Origin of the sequence: Paenibacillus jepli, from assembly GCF_047238105.1 — a bacterium.
Taxonomy (GTDB): Bacteria; Bacillota; Bacilli; order Paenibacillales; family Paenibacillaceae; genus Paenibacillus_D.
This window is the reverse complement of record NZ_JBDFMD010000001.1, coordinates 5,561,674-5,580,343: the sequence shown is the minus strand read 5'-3', so window position 1 is coordinate 5,580,343 and position 18,670 is coordinate 5,561,674. Positions and strand designations below refer to the sequence as shown.

Annotated in this window: 12 protein-coding genes; 3 read left to right on the top strand and 9 right to left on the bottom strand. The window is 59.2% G+C overall.

Annotated elements, in window-relative coordinates:
- Window positions 1–29: 29 nt before the first annotated feature.
- Both ABC336_RS23460 and ABC336_RS23455 read right to left on the bottom strand, forming a co-directional pair.
- Window positions 30–194 (bottom strand): helix-turn-helix domain-containing protein, encoded by a 165-nt coding sequence (locus ABC336_RS23460; RefSeq protein WP_413242583.1) that lies wholly within the window; start codon window positions 192–194, stop codon window positions 30–32.
- On the bottom strand, window positions 179–2,341 hold the full coding sequence (locus tag ABC336_RS23455; RefSeq protein WP_413240954.1) for a hypothetical protein: 2,163 nt from the start codon (window positions 2,339–2,341) through the stop codon (window positions 179–181). The genes ABC336_RS23460 and ABC336_RS23455 overlap by 16 nt, the downstream gene beginning before the upstream one ends.
- 89 nt (window positions 2,342–2,430) lie before the next feature.
- Between ABC336_RS23455 and ABC336_RS23450 the strand changes: the two genes are divergently transcribed.
- Window positions 2,431–3,930, top strand: coding sequence for an extracellular solute-binding protein (locus ABC336_RS23450; RefSeq protein ID WP_413240953.1), 1,500 nt, complete (start codon window positions 2,431–2,433; stop codon window positions 3,928–3,930).
- A 310-nt stretch (window positions 3,931–4,240) separates the two neighbouring features.
- On the opposite strand, the gene ABC336_RS23445 is transcribed toward ABC336_RS23450, so the two are convergent.
- The 5 genes from ABC336_RS23445 to ABC336_RS23425 all read right to left on the bottom strand — a co-directional run bounded on the left by ABC336_RS23445 (window position 4,241) and on the right by ABC336_RS23425 (window position 11,044).
- Complete coding sequence (locus ABC336_RS23445) at window positions 4,241–5,047, bottom strand: PPK2 family polyphosphate kinase (protein ID WP_413240952.1); 807 nt, start codon at window positions 5,045–5,047, stop codon at window positions 4,241–4,243.
- Window positions 5,048–5,890 (bottom strand): GNAT family N-acetyltransferase, encoded by an 843-nt coding sequence (locus tag ABC336_RS23440; protein WP_413240951.1) that lies wholly within the window; start codon window positions 5,888–5,890, stop codon window positions 5,048–5,050.
- A 161-nt stretch (window positions 5,891–6,051) separates the two neighbouring features.
- Entirely contained in the window at window positions 6,052–7,023 is a 972-nt protein-coding gene (locus tag ABC336_RS23435) for an SGNH/GDSL hydrolase family protein (protein ID WP_413240950.1), read from the bottom strand.
- A gap of 36 nt (window positions 7,024–7,059) precedes the next feature.
- Window positions 7,060–9,537, bottom strand: a complete 2,478-nt coding sequence (locus ABC336_RS23430) for a hypothetical protein (protein ID WP_413240949.1) — start codon at window positions 9,535–9,537, stop codon at window positions 7,060–7,062.
- 64 nt (window positions 9,538–9,601) lie between these two features.
- Complete coding sequence (locus ABC336_RS23425) at window positions 9,602–11,044, bottom strand: L-arabinose isomerase family protein (protein WP_413240948.1); 1,443 nt, start codon at window positions 11,042–11,044, stop codon at window positions 9,602–9,604.
- Window positions 11,045–11,176: 132 nt separating this feature from the next.
- Here ABC336_RS23425 and ABC336_RS23420 point away from each other — a divergent pair, with 132 nt between their 5' ends.
- Window positions 11,177–11,962 (top strand): helix-turn-helix domain-containing protein, encoded by a 786-nt coding sequence (locus tag ABC336_RS23420; protein WP_413240947.1) that lies wholly within the window; start codon window positions 11,177–11,179, stop codon window positions 11,960–11,962.
- 240 nt (window positions 11,963–12,202) lie between these two features.
- Complete coding sequence (locus ABC336_RS23415) at window positions 12,203–14,719, top strand: glycosyl hydrolase (protein ID WP_413240946.1); 2,517 nt, start codon at window positions 12,203–12,205, stop codon at window positions 14,717–14,719.
- A 65-nt stretch (window positions 14,720–14,784) separates the two neighbouring features.
- Here ABC336_RS23415 and ABC336_RS23410 read toward each other — a convergent pair whose 3' ends face one another.
- Window positions 14,785–17,028, bottom strand: coding sequence for a glycoside hydrolase family 2 protein (locus tag ABC336_RS23410; protein ID WP_413240945.1), 2,244 nt, complete (start codon window positions 17,026–17,028; stop codon window positions 14,785–14,787).
- 19 nt (window positions 17,029–17,047) lie between these two features.
- Entirely contained in the window at window positions 17,048–18,631 is a 1,584-nt protein-coding gene (locus tag ABC336_RS23405; RefSeq protein ID WP_413240944.1) for a glycoside hydrolase family 3 protein, read from the bottom strand.
- Window positions 18,632–18,670: the final 39 nt, after the last annotated feature.

Sequence of the window (18,670 nt, the reverse complement as noted above, 5' to 3'; positions counted from 1 at the left end):
AGGCGAGCGTACCCGGCGGTTCTTGGGCCTCAGCGATGGCGTCTCCGGTATTCTCCGGGGGTAATCCCCGTCTTGCTCTTGAACACCCGGATGAAATTCTGGGCATTCGTATACTGCATTCGCACTGCGATCTCCGCTACCTTGAGCTCCGTATTCGTCAGCAGCGCCTTGGCGCGTTCTACTCGGTGGGCAATGACATAGTCGGTGAAGGATAAACCGGCCTCCTGCTTGAAGAGCAGACTGAACTGAACTCCGGCAGACCGGTATACTCAGCGACTGCTGGGAGCGATACTTCCATGTCCGCGTGCTCCTGAATGTACTGCATCGCTCTGCGGATCGAGCGGGCTGCCTCGGTCGTCTCCTGACTGCGCTCGGATGCCAGCAGCTTGGACACCGCTCCCAGCACCTCTTCCATTAGCCAATGATGAACCTGATCGATCTCCCGGAAGCGGGACAGCTTCTCCAGCAGATTGGCACCAAACACGTTATCGTCACCGCTCCCCGCCCCTGGGCCGGGTAATCGCATCAACGATGTGATCAGCACGGAGTAATACTGCAGCATCCGCTCATGGGTGAGGCTGCCCTCCTCCGACAGGACAGTCTTGAAGTCCTCCAAGGCTTGACATGCGCGTGGAAGATCGCCCAGCTTGAGTTGAGCGATGACAGCCTGCTCCTGCTGGACCGGGTAGTGAAAACCTGCGGCGCACGCCTTGACCTCATCGATCCAATAGATGCGGTTACCGCCTCCGGGCAGCCGCTGCCTCAGCGCCTCCAGACTGTCCAGGAAGCTGCTGTGCACGTTATCGGCGCCGGATACGCTGCGGCCGACCCCGATGACGACATCTTGCCCCAGCCCCTGCCTGACCTCCTCTATCCATCTCTCCAGTATATACTGGATCTGAGCTTTGGCGGGTCCATCCTCGCCTGACGTTGTCGCGAGCAATCCGCCGATGCGGTCCCGCTCCAGCTTGACCAGGAAGCAACGGGCCGGCGCCGCGTCAACGCCTTTGAGCGTCGTCAGCAGATCCTCGAGCTGCAGCGTATCCCTGTTCCGCCCACCGACGTCCTGTACGATCCAGTCGATACAAATGGCGATGTATCCTGTGTCCGCGCGGACCACATCCAGCCGAGCCAGCTCGGCTTGCAACGCCGGAGTCAGCGGCTCGGTAAGCCAGCTGCGCACGTAATGCGTCTCCAGCGCCGGATAACTGCTCTTCACCCTCTCTTCGAGCGTGTCGTTCCTGTCATGCACCGATTCTACGTAAAGGACAATCTGATCCAGTTCATCCCTTCCTTCAGCAGCGCCCGCCTCGCGGCCGCGCATCCGCCCAAGGACCGACCGGACCCGCTGGTGAATCGCGTTCGACATGAACAGGGCCAAGATCGGCATGATCAGGATGAGCAGCGCAGTGGCCCCCCACATCACCCGCTCGATCACCTGCCAATGACCCATGATCTCTTTGTATGGAACGATCGAGATATACGTCCAACCATTGGCTGGCGCCTGCATCGCATGAACCGACAGCTTGTTATCTTTCCCGGTCAGGATAGAAGCAGCATCCGGAGCGCGGCTGCCTGCAGGTTGCACTAAGCGATTCTGCCAGCCGCTGTCCCGGGCGGAGAGCAGCGCCTCTACAGCAGGCTCAGCGTACCAGTGGCCGGATGGCGTCAGCAGCACCGTGCCGCCGGTGCGGCCCAGCCGCATCTGATCGAAGATCACCGAGAACATCTCCGCTCCCAAGCGGACGATGAGATAACCGTGAGGCGTTTCAGAGCCAATAGGAATCGTCCGCACTAGCGTCATGCCCGTGAGCCTGGAGGACGCATGTCCGGACGGCTGCTCATGGTCCCTATCTGTCATCTCCAGCCAGAGCAAGGACGACTCCGTCTCCTCCAGCGCTTGCAACAGCTCCGGCTCCAGCCGCTCCCGCGCATCGTTGTAGACCCCGGAGCTTGCAATTACACGCTCCGACACGGGAGCATAGAGAAACACATCTTCCGCATGGTCGATCAGCTGCTCCAGCGCGGAGAGCATCATGTGGGCATCTTCCAGTCTTTGGCCTTCTCCCCGCAAGCCGTCTTCATACAACAAGATATGGAGCGCCTGACTGTAGGCGCCTTGCACGACCATCCGGTCGACCTGGTCGAGCGTGCTCTCGACGCGCTCCTGCATTTGCCTCATCGTATTCCGATTGGTCTTCTCCAGCTCATCCGAGATGCTCTTCTTGGCAATGATGAGCGTCATTCCGGCCATGATGACAATCGGTATGATCGACAGCACCAGACCCGCCAGGAAGAGCTTGGAGCGGATCGAGGCTTTGGCGGCAAGTAAGTTCAACATGCTTGATCCCATCTTCCTCTATCGTTGTAATGCAAATTATATCGCATTCAGGTAAAATAGGAAGATAATCCAGTTTTGGAGGGGACCCCTTGAACCTGAAGCGTGCCAAAAAGGCGTCAGCAACATCCGGTCTGTATGCGATAATTCCCCTGCTGCTGCTCCTCCTCTTGCCAGGCGGGTGTGTGTCACAGGAAACCGTGTACCTGCATTCGGAGCGTTCATCGGTCCCGATTGCCCTGATGTATCCACTATACAGCGAACCGCCGAACTCCCCGGAGCTGCTCGCCTACATCGAGGAGCGGTTCCAGATCAGGCTGGAGCTGCAGGCGATTGCACCCGAAACGTATAACCGCCGCTCACGTATTGGCTTGATCGCCGGCAACGGACCGGATGCGCTCGTCTGGACTCACTTCCCGCAGGCCGAGCTGTTCCATTATGCCCGGACCGGTCTGCTCCGTCCGTTGGATCCGCTTCTTGAAGAGGCCGAGCATCTGGCGGCCATTCCGGAAGAGATATGGACCAATGCCATGATCGACGACCAGCTGTATGGCATACCACGACCACGAGCACGCGAAGACCAGGCGTATTTCATCCGGAAGGATTGGCTGGACGCGCTGGGCCTCCCGCATCCGCACACGACGGATGAGCTGGCCGAAGCCGCCATCCGCTTCGCCAGCGACGATCCGGACGGGAACGGCCGGCCTGACACCTACGGTTTTGCAGCGGGAGATGCGTTGGAGACGATCTACAATATCAGCCACGCCTTCGACGCAGGCAACAGCTGGCGGCTGCAGGAGGACGGCAGCCTGCTGAACAGTCATCTGGCCCCCGGCAGGGAAGCCGCGCTGCGCTGGATGCGGACGCTGTACAGTCAAGGAGGGATCGACCCACTCTTCGGCACGTTGAATAGTACCCAGGTACAAGAGCAATTCACTTCCGGGCGCGCCGGCATCCTCCTTAGCGAGATCAGCAACTTCCACCCGTTCCTGCAACGGCTGCAAGAGCAGGTCCCCGGCTCGGAGATCATCATGCTGCCGCCGCCTGCGGGACCGGAGGGCAAGTCCGGCCTGTCGGCGAAGATCGGCTTCTTCGGCCAGTTCGTCATCCCGTCGCGCGTGCCCGAGGACAAGGCCCGGCGTATCGTGGAGCTGCTGGACTGGATGTCCGGCGAGGAGGCTGAGGCGCTCCGGCGCTCCGGGCTAGAAGGCATCCATCATACGCAGCATGCCGACGGAACGTTCGAGCTCTATGCTGCTCGGATGGAAGCGGAAGGCATCGGCGCCTATTTCCCCATGAACGGTTACGACCCATACTATTATGTCAGCACTACGGCACCGGAGGAGACGCGCCTGCAGCAGCGGAGCATGCTCGATCAGGTGCGGTCGCTCGGAGTGAGCGATCCCGCTCTGCACTTTATGCCCCACAGCCGCTACAAGATCGGTTCGATCTACGCCAGTCAGATCGAGTCGTTCTACGTCCAGTACGTCCGCAGCGAGATCCAGCCCGAATCCTTCGACGAGTTCAGAGCCGCTTGGCTGGAGAAAGGCGGGCGCGAGCTGACCGAGGAGGTCAACCGCTGGTATCGCTGATGGCGGCGGCACTGCTCCGCCGCCATGCTGGCTTTACTGTAGCACGACGGGATGAGCCTGGAAATAATCTAATCATATGATCATCCAGGAGTATCTACGCTGGCAGAACAAGAATAAGCGTCATGCTTCAAACTATGAGAACAGATTCTAAACTCCGTATTGAACAAGTCATGCTAGATGATTTTTCAATACAACTTGGTTTGATTCGAGAGCCCTATGGATTTGATTAACAAATAGACTAAGCGACGTCTCCCCTCAATGGACAGCTACCGCTTAGTCTATTTTTGATTTCCACACTAATGAAGGTCCCCTACTTCCCGAGCATCTCCAGATACTTCTCGATCCCCGGCACCGGATCCGGCTCCTTCAGCTTCATGCCGCGCAAAGCTTCGACGGTGAGCCGCAGCACGACGTAGTCACGGTACCACCGGTTGTCTGCGGGGACGACATGCCAGGGGGCGGCCTCGTTGCACTCGGCCATCGCTTCTTCATAGTAGGCCTGATACCGGTCCCAATGTTGGCGCTCCTCGATATCGCTCGGATCAAACTTCCAGTGCTTGCGCGGATTCTCGATCCGCTTGCGCAGCTTCTCCAGTTGGAACTCCGGTGAGATGTGGAGGAAGATTTTGACCAGGGTCACCCGGTTATCTACCAGCAAGGATTCGAACTGATTGATCTGCTTGAACTTGGCCTTCGCTTCTACATCCGATACGCGGCCATGCACGCGGTTGATCAATACCTCCTCGTAGTGGGAGCGGTTGAACGTCGTGATGCGTCCCAGACCGGGCACATGCCGGTGGACCCGCCACAGGAAATCATGCCTGGCTTCTTCCTCTGTCGGCTTCTTGAAGCTGTAAGAGGAGATGCCCTGCGGATTGACACCGGAGAACACCTGCCGGATCACCCCGTCCTTGCCGCTGCAGTCCATCCCCTGGACAACAACCAGCAGCGCCTGCTCCTGTCTGGCAGCCAGCTTCTCCTGCTCCTCCTGCAATTCCTTGCGCAATTGATTCATTTCCTTGACGGTCTCGCGCTTGTTCTTGAACTTGCCCGTGTCTTGCGGATTGATTCCCTTCAGGTCGACGCCGCCCTTGGTCGGCAGTTGCCACTTGCTCATCTACGCATCACTCCTTGGTTTCAGGATGGGGGTCCAGGTGGTACGCACATATGCGACCTTCATGCCGGCCCGTTCCATATTGCGGTGACTTGGTGACAAAAACGAGCACTGCCCGACAACCAGGTCACAACCCTGCTGCTTGGCCTCGGAGAACCGCCGATGCAGCAGTTGCTCGTGCAAACCTGTCTTGCGGTATTCGGGCAAAGTGGCTGCAAAGGTCAGCGAAGCCGTTCGATCCTTTATGTACATGACAGCTGCTGCTGCGGGACGATCCTCTACGTGAGCGATGAAGAACGTCCACCCCGGCCGTCCCAGCAGCACCTTGTTATTGGCAGCCACCGGGGCAATGCCATGCTCAGGCAAGCCGAAGGCCTTGCAATGAATCTCGGCATACGCCTCAATCTCACTCTCCTGCAGCTTGCTGATTCGGACCCGCGGCGTATCGAACGCTTTCGGCTTCCATAAGGCAAGATCCAGCGCAAGTGAAGCATGCGTCCCCGATGCAAAGAACCCCCGCTCCGACAAGGCCTGGAGCGTCCGCCGATCCTCTACCCCGGGAACAATTTCGAATTGCGGTCTGCGTTCTCTCGTTTTGTAGAAATCCACCATCTCATCAATCGCCGCCGCTTCGGCAGAGCCTGCCCCCTTGACAGTGTTAAAGGATGGCCACGGCATCCCTTGGCTGTAGAAACAAACCGCTTCGCCGACGGCTTTGAGCTCCACCCCCTCCGGATTGTCCGAGCGCTCGCGGATTGCAATCATCCGATCGGATAGATAATCCATTTCTGAAGCTTCGATTGCAGCTATGTATTCTCTGGTTGGCGCTGCTCCCGTTATACGCATTAGGCTACCTCCGTTTGGACAGATATTCTTCTGCTTGTCTCCATTGTATCTCATATCCGACAAATTGTGGCCCCAGGTAAAAATACGTTTTTCGCAGCTGCAGGTTTCAAATCCAAAACAACCGTCAGGCGATGTGCCTGACGGTTGTTTATCTCAAAACATTAGAAAGTACATTTACTTGCAGCACGTAAATATAACGCATGACCATAGTCGTTCGGATGATTCAGGTTGTTGAGCAGCAGGCTCTCATGGGATTTGCCTTCTGCAAGGACCTGCTCCCATAAGATCTGAACATCGGCAACGGGCACCTCCAGCTCGCGTCCTATGCGCCGGATCACCTCCGCGTAGTCGCGCACATTGGCGCTGGCCAAGGCCCAGCGCGGGTTGGGCAGACAGGGGGTGATCAGCAACACCTCTGCTTCTGTATGCTCCCGGACCGTCTGCACCATATCGATCAGCCGGCCTTCGAATTCAGCCAACGGTGTCGCATTGCCGCCGTCCGGCTGACGATTCTGATCATTCATGCCATAAGCGATGCTGACCAGATCAGGAGCAAGCGAGGCGACATCCGCCCGGAGCCGCTGCAGCCCGCCGCCGCTGCTCTCGCCTCCCTTCGCCCGATTGTCCAGGGCAACCTCGCCCGAAGAGCTGCGGGCACGGAGGGTATCGGCCAAACGCATCACATAGCCGGCTTCGGGCCGGCTCGCCTCGTAGCCCGCGCTGATACTATCCCCATACGCGACATAGGTGACGGGCTCGCCTGCCGCCAGCCTTGCATGGAGCCTGGTAAACAGCGACAGCTGCGCGGGAGGATCCGGCTGCACTGCAGCTGCAGGCTGCTCGGCGTATTCCAGGATGCAGGTATAAGGCGCATTGGAATACCCGCTTGTCTCCCGGTGATCGAAGCCTTCCAGCCCGTAATGCGGGTGGCCGCGCCAATCGGGGACCGCGCTGCCTGGCAGACGCCGGATCGTACCCGCAGCGCGGTCGATCCCGTAATCTACACCCTCCCCATAGATGACCGCTGGCTCCTCATAGCTCCGGAGGCAGCGGATCGTGTACTCCGCAGGGAGCCTCAGCTTCTGCTCTTCCGTGCCTATGAATACGAGGGTGTCCCATGTCTCATCTCTCATCAGACCCGCTCCTGTTTTCCAGTATAGCCAGCACGCTTACCATGTGATTTCAAGGACGCCGCTCATCTTCTCCAGCACGATTTTTCTACCGTGGATGGCATCCGACAGATCCAGATATACCTCGCCCGCCTTCACCTCGACGAGCCCCTGCTCGAGCGCATCCAGCGGCGGATACAGCGTCACAGTCGCTTCCTCCAGCTGCTGGACGACCAGCTTGCGCGACGGCAGATTGTGCAGGAACCGTTTCTTCGGCGTAGGCACACCCGACATCTCCCGGCATCGCACCATCGTCTTCGCTTCCTGCTTGACGAAGATCCGGCATTCATCCCGGAACGTACGGTCCAGCGCATAGGCCGCCGTGTCGCCGCCAACCTCGGTCGTCTGCCCGATCAACAGCGGCACCCCGTCGGGAAAGCCGAACGAGAGCTGCACGGACGTATCCTGCTTGCAGCCGGTGAAGGTGAAGCCATTGTCCCGCCGTCCGACGAAGAACAGGGCCGCCGGCGTCTCCGGACGCTGTCTCGTCTGGAGCAGCGTATATCCAAAATCCTGCAGCAGATAACGGGCAAGCGCCGCGCTGTCTCCGTAAGTGAAGTCCTGCCGCTGCGGAAGATTCGTGATGCCGGCGCTCTCATAAGGCAAGGCGCCTCTGACCCAGGCGATCCGGCCGCCCTGCCACTCAGGAAGCGACCGGCTCAGGGCGAATACCCGCTCTGTCTCGCCCTGGACGACTGTGGCGCGCACGCGGGTATGAGGATCCTGCGGGTCGGCGCACACCTCCTGCAGCTCACCGTCCGAGATCGTCGCGGCCACGTTCAGCTTCATCCTATGCATCGCCGCCCCGTTTACCTCATCGCCCGCCAGCCGCATCTCCAGCTCAGCCTCGCCCGATACACCCTCGGCCTGGCGCATATTCAGAAAGGCCATCAGCGCATCATCCCGGAGCGCTCCGTAGAGCAGCGCTTTGCCCCCTTGCCGCACATGACGCATGAGGCGCTCGCCCGCTTCCTCCTGCAGCCAGAAGGTGGAGGTGACCAGGATCGTATCTCCGAATACAGCGCTCCCCTGCTCCGTCAGCTCCCCGAAGATCTGCGAGCTGACGACGGTATTGAGCGGCAGCCCTTCATTGATCGCATTGCGGACAAACCAATCGTGGAAAAAGATCGAACGGTCATTCGCTGCGCCCGCTGCCGCCGCATCGTGCAGCTCATCGAACGGATAGACCCAGGTCAGCAGGCCCGGTTCGTCCGGAAAGCTCTTGAGCGCCCGCCGGAGATGCATCGACACTTCCAGCGCCGTATCCTCCGGCAGCTCGCCCCGCTCCGTATCGATCGTCAGCAGCTCGACCAGGCGCGGCGGCTGCAGCGCTCCATCATCACCTATCCTGGCGGCACTCAGCGGACAATAGATATCATGCGGCTCCCTGTCGTACAGATCCGTCCACGGATTCTGCCAGAACCAGGGGTCATTCGGATAATAGCGGTACGGATAATCTTCACCGGGCAGGACGGCGATGCGGGACATATACCCCGCCATCTCCAGCCCGAAGTCGAAGTTCAATGCCCCCCACGGCGAATTCGGCGGCGGATAGGTCAGATACTCCCGCTTGTACAGCTCCCGCAGCGGGATATGGTCCTTGGCCAGGTCCATGCCCGTGCCGAAGTTGGTGCCGCGGACCTCGGTGCGGTAGCCGGGACAAGCCGCTTTGAAGGCGTCCCAGAAGGACAGCACCTTGGCGGAGAGCTCGTGATGGTCCGCCAGCGACAGCTCGGTTCCGTTATAATTGGCCCCCAGATACGTCCAGGGGAAGTAGGACAGCGCAAACCCGTTGGAGAACCAGATATAGTCGAAGCCAAGCGCCGGCAGGAAGCTCGCGCACTGACGGCCCAGGAACTCCCCGAATGGCGTCCCCTCGGGGATCCCTTCGGGATACGCGGCATACCGGACCTGATCCGCCTTCAGCTTGGACCAGGTGCAGACGACCGTATAAGCGGCTTTCAGAGTAACATAGGCGCCCCCCAGCTCCGCCATGTTGATCTCCGGGTGATCCTTGTATTTGAAGTCGGAATAGGCGAACTCCGGTCCGGCATCAAAGGTCGCCCCCACCTCCAGCTGCAGCCCGAACCGCGTCCGGCCAACTTCCTTCATGGTGGCGATGATCGTCTGCAGATGGCGATAAGTCATCTGCACCGGCTCCTCCGTGTACAGAATCGCCGTCTTTGGATCGTCTTTACCCTCTGTAATTTGACTGAATAACCATTCGTTGGCGAACCCGATATACCGCGCCCACTCCATCTCGCGGTCCAGGTCGCCGTCCCATACCAGGATCTCGCTGCCATCGGACACCCACAGCAGGACGGATGCCGTATCCGACAGTCCGATCAGCGGCAGCCATTGGCGGATCGCTTCCTCGCATACCGCCTCCACCGCTTGCGGCTCCATGCTCCGGAACGGCTTCAGGCTCATCTCCAGCGTCACCCGCTTCAGGTGCTTGTTCTCCTGCACTTTACTCATCTGTTCCCCCGCCTCCTCTGTTGTTCTTCATGCTTCTTCACGCATCACCATGCTTGGACCGCTGCTACACGGTGTGCACCTCGATGCCCATCACCTTGCCGACCCGGCGGATCTGCTCCGCGACATGCCCCACGCCAAGGGCAAAGTGATGCGTAGGCCCTGCTGCACACCACTCTTCCACGAACTCGGCTACATTGCGGTCAAAGCTGCAGCGCGTATTCGTATTGCCGGTCTGCGGGATCTCGCCGGCGATCGACTCGCCTTCGGCGACGATCATTTTGTACTGTCCCTGGGCATTTTGCGAGATGCTCAGGATCGTCACCGGTCCGGTTTTGATGCTGAATTCAACGCCGATCCCCGAGCCCGCTTTGCCATGGAAGACATCCAGACCGCGGATGATCGGCTGGCCGTCACTGATCTTGATGTTATGGGGCCCGTCATGACCGACCAGGACGATATTGTCTGTAAAATCGCACGGGTGCAGCTCGGCGAACGAGCCGCCGGCGCCCAGGCGGTCCATGATGAGCATCGCCGCGCACGTCTTCAGGTCGGCTTCGCCAGCCAGCGGGACGCCCTTGCCTGTGAGCAAGGAATTGCCCAATACCATATTAGAGCCGATGCGCTCAAATTCGTTGCCGTCCAGCCCTTTGTAGTAATAAGCCAGCCCCGTCAGCCCGAATTGCTCGATCAGCTTATCCAGACCGACCGCGACCTTGGCCGACCATTCGAGATCCTCCGTGCGGATCGGGCGGGTAATCGGGTCGATGAAGGGATCAGCAATCGTAAAGATGCTTTTGATCTCATCCAGCTTCTCCTGCATCTCGTCACCGCTTACGCCATGGACCAGCTTGGCCAGGTCATCCATCTCGATCATCTGCACATGCGAGCCAAAGGAAGCGGTGAAGGCCGTCGGGTCGGAGTTCATATCGTACATGCCTTCATAGGTATGACCGAGATAGCCGATCTTCGCCTGCTTGAAGGCGCTTGCTGCAGTAGCCACACTGCACCATTCCTTGATCTGCTGCCGCGCCCGCGGGTCATCGTGCAGTGTCCCGGCGATCATGCCCGCCGCTGGCTTGCCCGCCCGCACCAGCACGCCGCCAATCTCGGGCAGAGAGCAGATATTATCGTTGGCAAGCTGCATATAAGTGGTCGTCTTGTTGTAGTCTAGCTTCTTCAGCGGCTGCAGCGCGACGAGCACGGTCGGTACGTTCAGATTCATGATGGCGGTCGCCGCCGAAGAGGAAGTGACATAGGTCGTCAGGAAGCAAAATAAAAAGTCGATATCCTGCGCCTTCAGCGCGGCAGCGGCAGCAAAAGACTTGTCCACATTGTCCACGAACCCGCCGGAGACCACCTCGACCTCCTCCTCTTGCAGCATGGCCTCGAACACCTCACCATACCCCATGAGCTCCTCCTTCAGTCCGGGAAACTGATGCCAGTATGGCTCATGCCCGACATGGATAACCCCGACACGGGCCTTCTTTCGTTGGAATGATACATGCATTTCAATCCCTCTCTTTCTTTGATTCCATCTACTTCAAGCTTATAATTCACAACGTTGCGGGACAAGGAAAGGAGCTATATTTATTTGAATAATGCTACGATTTTTATATAATGTAGAGTGGAGGTGATTGACATGATAGCGCCCGCATCGATCTATTATGAACACTGCGAGCCGGGCTGGCATGTCCCGGAGTCCGTCGCGCAGCACGCGATCCTGCTGCTGGTGACGCAGGGTACTCTGACTTATCATATCGACGGACATACCGTGTTCCTCGCCAAGGGCGATCTGCTGCACATCCCCCGGGGGGCAGTCCGCGCCGCGTCTCATGCTTCAGGCCAGGCCCATGACATGTATGTGGCCCACTATCATTATGAGGGGGATGGAGACGGACTGGATGTGCTGCGCAACAGCAAGCTGCTGCATCAGCGGCTGTATCAGTTCGATTATATGAAGCAGCGTTTCTCCCTTCTCGCCCAGCACTGGCTGCGCAGATCGGACCATGTCGCCGTCTTCTGTCACAGCATCCTGCTGGAGATGCTGGCGATTCTTGAGGAAGAAGCGCGCTCAGGAGCGAGCCAGGACAAGTCCTTCCGCATCGTCTCCGAGGTGCAGCACTATATCGCTTCGAATTACCGGCGGACGCTGCCGATGGCAGAGATCGCAGCTCTTGTCGACCGCACGCCCAACTACGTCTCCCACCTGTTCAAGGAAGCGACCGGCCAGACCATCACCGCCTATACCCAGCAGATCCGGATCGCCGCCGCCTGCGACCTGCTGGCTAATTCGCAGATGAACGTAGGCGAGATCTCCGACTTCCTCGGGTTTTGCGAGCAGTCGTACTTCAACAAAGTATTCAAACGCCTGACCGGCACCCTGCCATCCGCTTATATGAAGGAGAAGACGAAGGTGTGGAAGTAAGGCCGCTGCTCTGCGGCCTGCGTCCGGTCAAGTCGTCAATATAAGTCAATGACCGCAAAAATGAAATATAGGCCATCACCGCCGCCTCGAAGTACACTGATAATGCAACTTCATCCTGCCAGGGAAGGAGGCGAATCAGAAATTGGGCTTTATCAAGCATAGCAACCAAATCTGAGGAAAGCGCGGTGATGGGTAAAGATGACATCAGAACTGACCTTGACGTGGAGAAGGACGGTCGCATTGTCTTTGGCTTTGGTCATGGGATTGGGGATGCAGGCTTCGCTTCCGGCAGCAGAGGCACATACCGGAGCGACGGTCACGATCGATGCGCAAGCTATCGTGAACGACAACTTCCTCGGGATCGGGGCAGAGTATGACCCGTTCAGCTTTATGCCCGAAAGTATTGCAAACGGTTACAATAACAATTGGTGGGAAGTCGAGAAACGGCGGCTCGCCAAGCTGCAGCCCGATATCGTGCGGGTCTGGTACCAGATCGACTGGATGGAGCCAGTCAACGATAATGGCGATCCGGATGTGATCGACTGGTCCGGCATGCAGACCAACAGCCCCAAGATGCAGGCCCTGTACTCGGTGCTTGATGAGCTGCAGCAGCTGGAGATCGACGTGATGCTCGTAGCGGGCTGGAAGATGACGCCCGAGGTGCAGAGCTGGCTCGGCTTCCCGGGTCTGGACAAGCCGGAGACAAGCGCCCCCACCGACCTGGAGGAATGGGCGGAGTGGGTGTCCGCTTCCGTGCAGCAGCTGATCGTGAACAAAGGGTACACCAACATTAAGTATCTGCAATCCTATAACGAGCCCAATCTCGGGGATTTTGAGACACCGTCCCATATCGACCAGAAAAGCTATTATGAAGCCATGTACCGGGCCATCGATGATCGGCTGACCGCCGACGGCGTCCGCGACCTCGTGCTGCTCTCCGGGCCGGACGAATCCTCCGGGCTGGACTGGCTCCAGTATGCCGCAGCGAATATGGACGACATCCTGGATCTGTACCAGGGGCATGCCTACGGGAAGGACTATGAGACGATGGGCGACTGGATCGACGAGCGCGCCGCCTTCGTCGAACCGACCGGCAAGCCGCTGCTCGTGACGGAATTCGCGGCGCCAGGCGACAAGACGACGTATCAGAACGGACTTGAGCTGGCGGACCTGATCGTCTCGGGCATGCGCAACCAGGCTTCTGCGATGCTCATGTGGCGGATGTCCGATCAGCATATCCCGGCTCCGCTGAACTTCCTGGACAGCGCAGAGTTCGGCACCTGGCCGTGGCTGCCCCACTCGGGAACGCCTCGCTATACTTACTATGCTCTAGGCTTATTTACCCGCTTTATTGAAGCGCATGACCAGGTATTGTCGACGATCTCGGATGATGCCGATCTGCATGTGACGTCCGTCAAGCGGGCGGATGGCCACTACTCTGTCTTCGTCATCAACAAAAGCCGGACCGCCGACAAGCAAGTCACCCTTCAGTTCAGCGAGGCTGTGAACAAGTCTGTCCGCCGTCACCTGTATAGCGGGACGTTGACGCCGTCGGCTGACGCGCAGCTGATCCCCAGCGACAAGTCATGGAGCAGCATCGGCACGAGCTTGACGGATACCGTGCTGCCTGCCAACAGTGTGGCCGTCTACACGACGGTTGCAGAACCGGTACAGATCGCACTGACGCCCGGAGAAGTCTCAGCGGCATTTGGCAGCCAAGTGGACTTTGCCAGTCAGATGAGCGGCGGATCTCATGGCGTGAGCTGGTCGGTTATCGGCGGCCCGGCTTATGGGACGATCGACAGCTCCGGCGTCTACACCGCGCCTGTGACGATGCCGGCCATGCAGCAGGCGATCGTCAAAGGGACGAGCCAAGCCAACCCGGAAGACTATGATCTGGCGATCGTCCGGTTCCGGGTCCAAGGATTAACGGCCGTTGGCGATGATGAAAGCATCCAGTTGGCCTGGGAGCCGACGGCGGGCGCAGCCAGTTACAATGTCAAGCGCAGCCTCTCGCCGAACGGCCCCTTCACCACCATCGCTTCCCAAGTCACGACGACCAGTTACCTCGATACGGGGCTGACTAATGGCGTCGGGTACTCGTATGTCGTATCTGCGGTCAACAGCAACGGGGAAACCGCCAACTCGCTCACCGCGTCGGCCGTCCCCACCGCCAATGCGCTGGAGGACGACTTCGAGGGCAGCGCGATCGATTCGAACAAGTGGCAGGTCATCGACAGAGGACTGCGCTCCACTGCCCCTACAGGCTTGACGGCTGGGGTAGCCAATGGCGTGCTGACGATCTCCGGCACCTCCAGCGTCAACTTCTGGGGAGGGCGCACCCTGCAAAGCGTCACACCGTTCCATGTCAGACCGGGAGAGGCGTTTTCCGTTGAAGTCGACCGGGTATCGATGTCCGGTACCGGAACAGGCACGAGAAGCGGACTCTGGCTCTTCGTGGACAACACGAGCTATCTGCGTCTGAGTCAGAACATGGATACCGGCGTTTGGGCCTACAATCTGAACGGCGGCAGCGACGTCCAGATCTATGCCAACAACGATTATGGCAACCACCGGATGAAGATGGTCCATGACGGCAGCAGCGTGAAGCTGTATGTGGATGATGTCGAGTATGCGGATGTACCAGTATCCTGGAATCAGGAGATGTATATCCTCCTAAGCGGAGAAACACGCGCCAGCGGCGATACGTCCCATGTCGTCTTCGACAACCTCCAGGCGGGACCGGTCAGTCCATAAGCTCAGTCGCTGTCCCCTATACAACAATCCCCGGCCCATTCAAAGGGCCGGGGATTTGCTTCATGCTATTGGAAATTCAGCAGCGAGCGGCCGGACGGGGCTAGCGGCTGCTCACTCCGGTAGGACAAGGTGTAATCCGAGTGCCAATCCGGCTGCTCCCGCACCTGCAGCTCCAGCCTCATGCTGTCCACTGCAGCGTCCGGCAGCCGGAACCTTGCGGTCGGCCCGCGCCGGTTCTCGCCGGGCTGCATGCCGTCAAACGCCCAAGTCAGGAGCAGATAGCGCTCTGAGCCGATGACCAGCCAAGCCTCCAGCTCTCCGGGGGGCTGCTGCGCCGGCGCATCATTCAAGATCCACATCTCCGGCTCGAACCACTCTTCTTTCTTCCACATATATTTGGGAATACGCGCACTGGCGAGCACCGGTCGGCAGGAGGCCTGGACCGCATAGTATGCGGGCTTCGGCTTATCCGGCCACATGATGATGCTGTTGTTGGCGGCCGTAGGCCACGGTTCGTTGTAGCACCAGTTCAGCGCCATCGAGCAGACCGGCTTTTGTCTCCTCGCTTCCTCATAGATGCACTTGTAGCCTTCGGATTGCAGCAATTGACCGTAAGCGACCAACTGCTCCAGCGATTCCCACGTCCCCAGATAATGCTCGATCTGATCCGCCATCAGCCACATGTTATCCGACAGCGCATGGAACGCATGGTGACTCTCCCAGGCCGTGCCGGGGCGGGGCGGATACAAGTCCTCCTCCGGGATGATGGTGCGCAGCACCTCCACCGAAGCGGGCGAAGGCACGCCGAATTCCGTATAGGCCGTATTGCGCGCCTTGGGCATCGACTGCAGCACGTCCTCCCCGTTCCGGTATTGGAACATATAATGTCCATGCCCCATCCCTTCGACAGGGGACGTCATGAGAAAAGGCGTCTGCGGATCCATCTCGTAACAGATGGCGTTCAGCAGCCGCAGCGGCCATGACTGATCCGTCATCCTCGACCAGGCGTTGAACAGCTCGTTGCCGCCGCACCACAGCACTAGGGAAGGGTGCTTCCGCAACCGCCGGACGATCGAGCGGGCTTCCTGCTCCAGTACCCGGAGATAAGCCGGTTCATCCGGATACTGATTGCAGGCCAGCGGGAACTCCTGCCACACCATAAGGCCGATCTCATTGCAATAATCGAAGAATGCCTCCTTGTTCACGATGCAGCCGCCCCAGATGCGCAGCATATTCATGTGCGCTGTCTTCGCCATATCCAAAAGCGGGCGATAGTGAGCGTCCGTGATCGCTCCCGGGAAGATGTCCGGCTGGATCCAGTTCGTCCCTTTGCTGAATATCACTCTACCGTTGATCTCTACCGTGACCGGCGGCAAGCTGCGGCTCTTGGGAAACTGCGAGGGCTCCTTCCAGGCCCCCTCATGCATCACAAGTCGGACCCGGCGGAAGCCGATCCGCTGAAGCCGGCAGGGCTGAGCCGCGCCATCTCCTGCTGCCGGCTTGAAGTACACCTCCGAGGTATAGAGCGGCTGCTCCCCATGATCATGGGGCCACCAGAGCTCCGGCTCCCGCACCGTCATTCGCATGACCTGCTCCTGCTCCGTACCCTCCAGCTCGCTCTCGTGACTATCGACGCAGACGCCTTGCGGATCGAGCAGCCGCCATCTGAGCACGCCTGCCGATGCAGCACGCAGCTGAACCTTCAGCTCCAGCTCGGCTCGATCCAAAGTATCACTCAGCTCGTAGCGGACCTCCGCATCCGAGATGCCCGTCTCCGGCTGCACTTCCAGATAGGTCTCATCCCAGATCCCGAGAGGGATGAGACGGGGGTGCCAGTCCCAACCGTAGCTGGACGCAGGCTTGCAGGAATGGTCAGCCTGATCCCTGCCGACAGGAGCACCCTCGCGTTTGGGCGCGGGCTCGATGATCACCAGCAGCTCGCTGCCAGCTTGACCAACCTTGCCTGTCAGATCGAGCTGCACCGGCGTAAACATGCCTTCCTGCCGCCACAGCTCTTTGCCATCCAGCACGATGCGAAAAGCGTAATCAATGCCTAGCGATACGAAAGCCAGCCGCCCCGCTTCGACTACCTGCTCCGGCTGAACCGCGGCGCGATACCACCAATATTTGTCTTCCATCCAACCATATTGCTTCCAGTTATCGGCATACGTATGCGGTCCCCAGCCCTCCGCTCTCGCCCAATCGAGCTGGACGGCGCCCGGCACCTCAGCCTTCACCCAACGTTCCGGCGGCAGATCGGGTCCATCGCTCCAGCCCGTCTCCCACTGCAATTCATACCTCTTGTCCATCGCTCTCTCGCCACTCCTCTCAATCATGCGCGTGCAGGCTGCGAGTCAGTGTTCTCAGGCCCGCAATACCTTCGATTAGAAGCTCGGCCGTACAGTCGATGTCACCATAGGTGTTGATGATCGTATCGATCGAAGCCTCGTATTCCTTATGCACGAACGGGTGGAAATGCGAGACAAAGATGATCGGCACCCCCAGCTTCGTCCATCCGCCCATCATATTCCTGGCGACTTCGTCATGCAGCCGGACGACATTAAGCCCATAGCTGAGCCTGCTGCCGATCGAGCAGACGACCAGGTCATAGTCCCGGTCGCGCATCGCGGTGAACAAAGCATCAGGCCCCGGATCGATCCATTGGGTCACATGCGGGGTATGCTTCTCCAGCTCCTGCTTGAGCCTGGCATACAGTTCTCCGTTGCGATCATGGTTGTTCATGATGACCGCATGCAGCACGCGGGTCTCCTCCCCGATCGTCGCCGGGATCAGCCCCTGCCGGTCGCGGACAACCGTGATGCTGCGGGCGGCGACCTGCTCCGCCGTCCGGCGGTGGGCATCCGGGTCCAGCTCCCGCACAGCCGCAACCGGCCGTTCATCGAGCATGCCCAGCTGCTCCTTCAATGCCACGATGCGTCGGGCGCGGTCCTGCAGCGCCTCCATCGTGAGCATGCCGCTTGTCGCTCTGCGCTCCATCTCCGTGTAAAAATGCTCGTCCATGCGCGGGAACAGCAGGCAGTCGCAGCCGTTCTCCAGCGTTAAGGCGCAGGCATCATAATAATTCATATACCCGACGAGACCGCCCATCTCCACGGCATCGGATACGATGAGCCCCTCGAACCCCAGCTCCTTGCGCAGCAGCTCGATCAGCAGCTTGCGCGAGATCGTCGCCGGCGGATAGAGCCCCGTCTCAGGGTCCGGCTCGTCGAAGGCCGGGAGCGCGATATGACCCGGCATGACAGCCATCGCACCCTCGTCGATCAGCCGCTTGAATACCTCGCCCGGCCCCTGCCGCCAGCTTTCCCGGTCCAGCTGAAGCACCGGCGTCGTCAAATGATGATCGTATGAGCCCCAGCCATCGCCGGGAAAATGCTTGATCGTAGCCATCATGCCGTGATCCTGCAATCCCCGCATATAAGCGGACACCATCTTGACCGTATGCTCCGGCTCATGGCCGGCACTCCGCATGCTGACGACGGGACTGTCAGGGTCATGCGCCAGATCGGCTACCGGAGAGAACGTCCAGTTGTAGCCGATCGCTCCGGATTCCCGGGCTGCGATCGCTCCGGTCTGATAGGCCAGCTCTGGATCATTGGTCTGACTGAGGCCCATCATATAAGGGAACCTGGTGGCGCCTAGTACCATATTGCCCGCCCCGCATTCCAGATCGCTTACGATGAAAGGCGGGATGGCGCACGCGGACTTGAACTGCCCGATATGTCCGACCAGTTCCTGCCGATCCATCGGATGAAAGAACAGCGCCCCATAATCCTCCAACCGCTCCTTGACTCTTCCGAACGTCGGACAGCACACCTGATTGAGCAACTGCCGGAAGCTCATCTTCCCGACGGCTTTTGCAGCAGTATCCGATGGCTTAATCGTAAATTTCATCCAGATCACCCCGTATTAATTATGCGTCAATTAATGTTT

Coding starts and splice junctions, on each gene's coding strand:
- ABC336_RS23455 (WP_413240954.1), bottom strand. CDS start 2,341: ATGTTGAACTTACTTGCCGCCAAAGCCTCGATCCGCTCCAAGCTCTTC.
- ABC336_RS23445 (WP_413240952.1), bottom strand. CDS start 5,047: ATGAGCAAGTGGCAACTGCCGACCAAGGGCGGCGTCGACCTGAAGGGA.
- ABC336_RS23440 (WP_413240951.1), bottom strand. CDS start 5,890: ATGCGTATAACGGGAGCAGCGCCAACCAGAGAATACATAGCTGCAATC.
- ABC336_RS23435 (WP_413240950.1), bottom strand. CDS start 7,023: ATGAGAGATGAGACATGGGACACCCTCGTATTCATAGGCACGGAAGAG.
- ABC336_RS23430 (WP_413240949.1), bottom strand. CDS start 9,537: ATGAGTAAAGTGCAGGAGAACAAGCACCTGAAGCGGGTGACGCTGGAG.
- ABC336_RS23425 (WP_413240948.1), bottom strand. CDS start 11,044: ATGCATGTATCATTCCAACGAAAGAAGGCCCGTGTCGGGGTTATCCAT.
- ABC336_RS23420 (WP_413240947.1), top strand. CDS start 11,177: ATGATAGCGCCCGCATCGATCTATTATGAACACTGCGAGCCGGGCTGG.
- ABC336_RS23410 (WP_413240945.1), bottom strand. CDS start 17,028: ATGGACAAGAGGTATGAATTGCAGTGGGAGACGGGCTGGAGCGATGGA.
- ABC336_RS23405 (WP_413240944.1), bottom strand. CDS start 18,631: ATGAAATTTACGATTAAGCCATCGGATACTGCTGCAAAAGCCGTCGGG.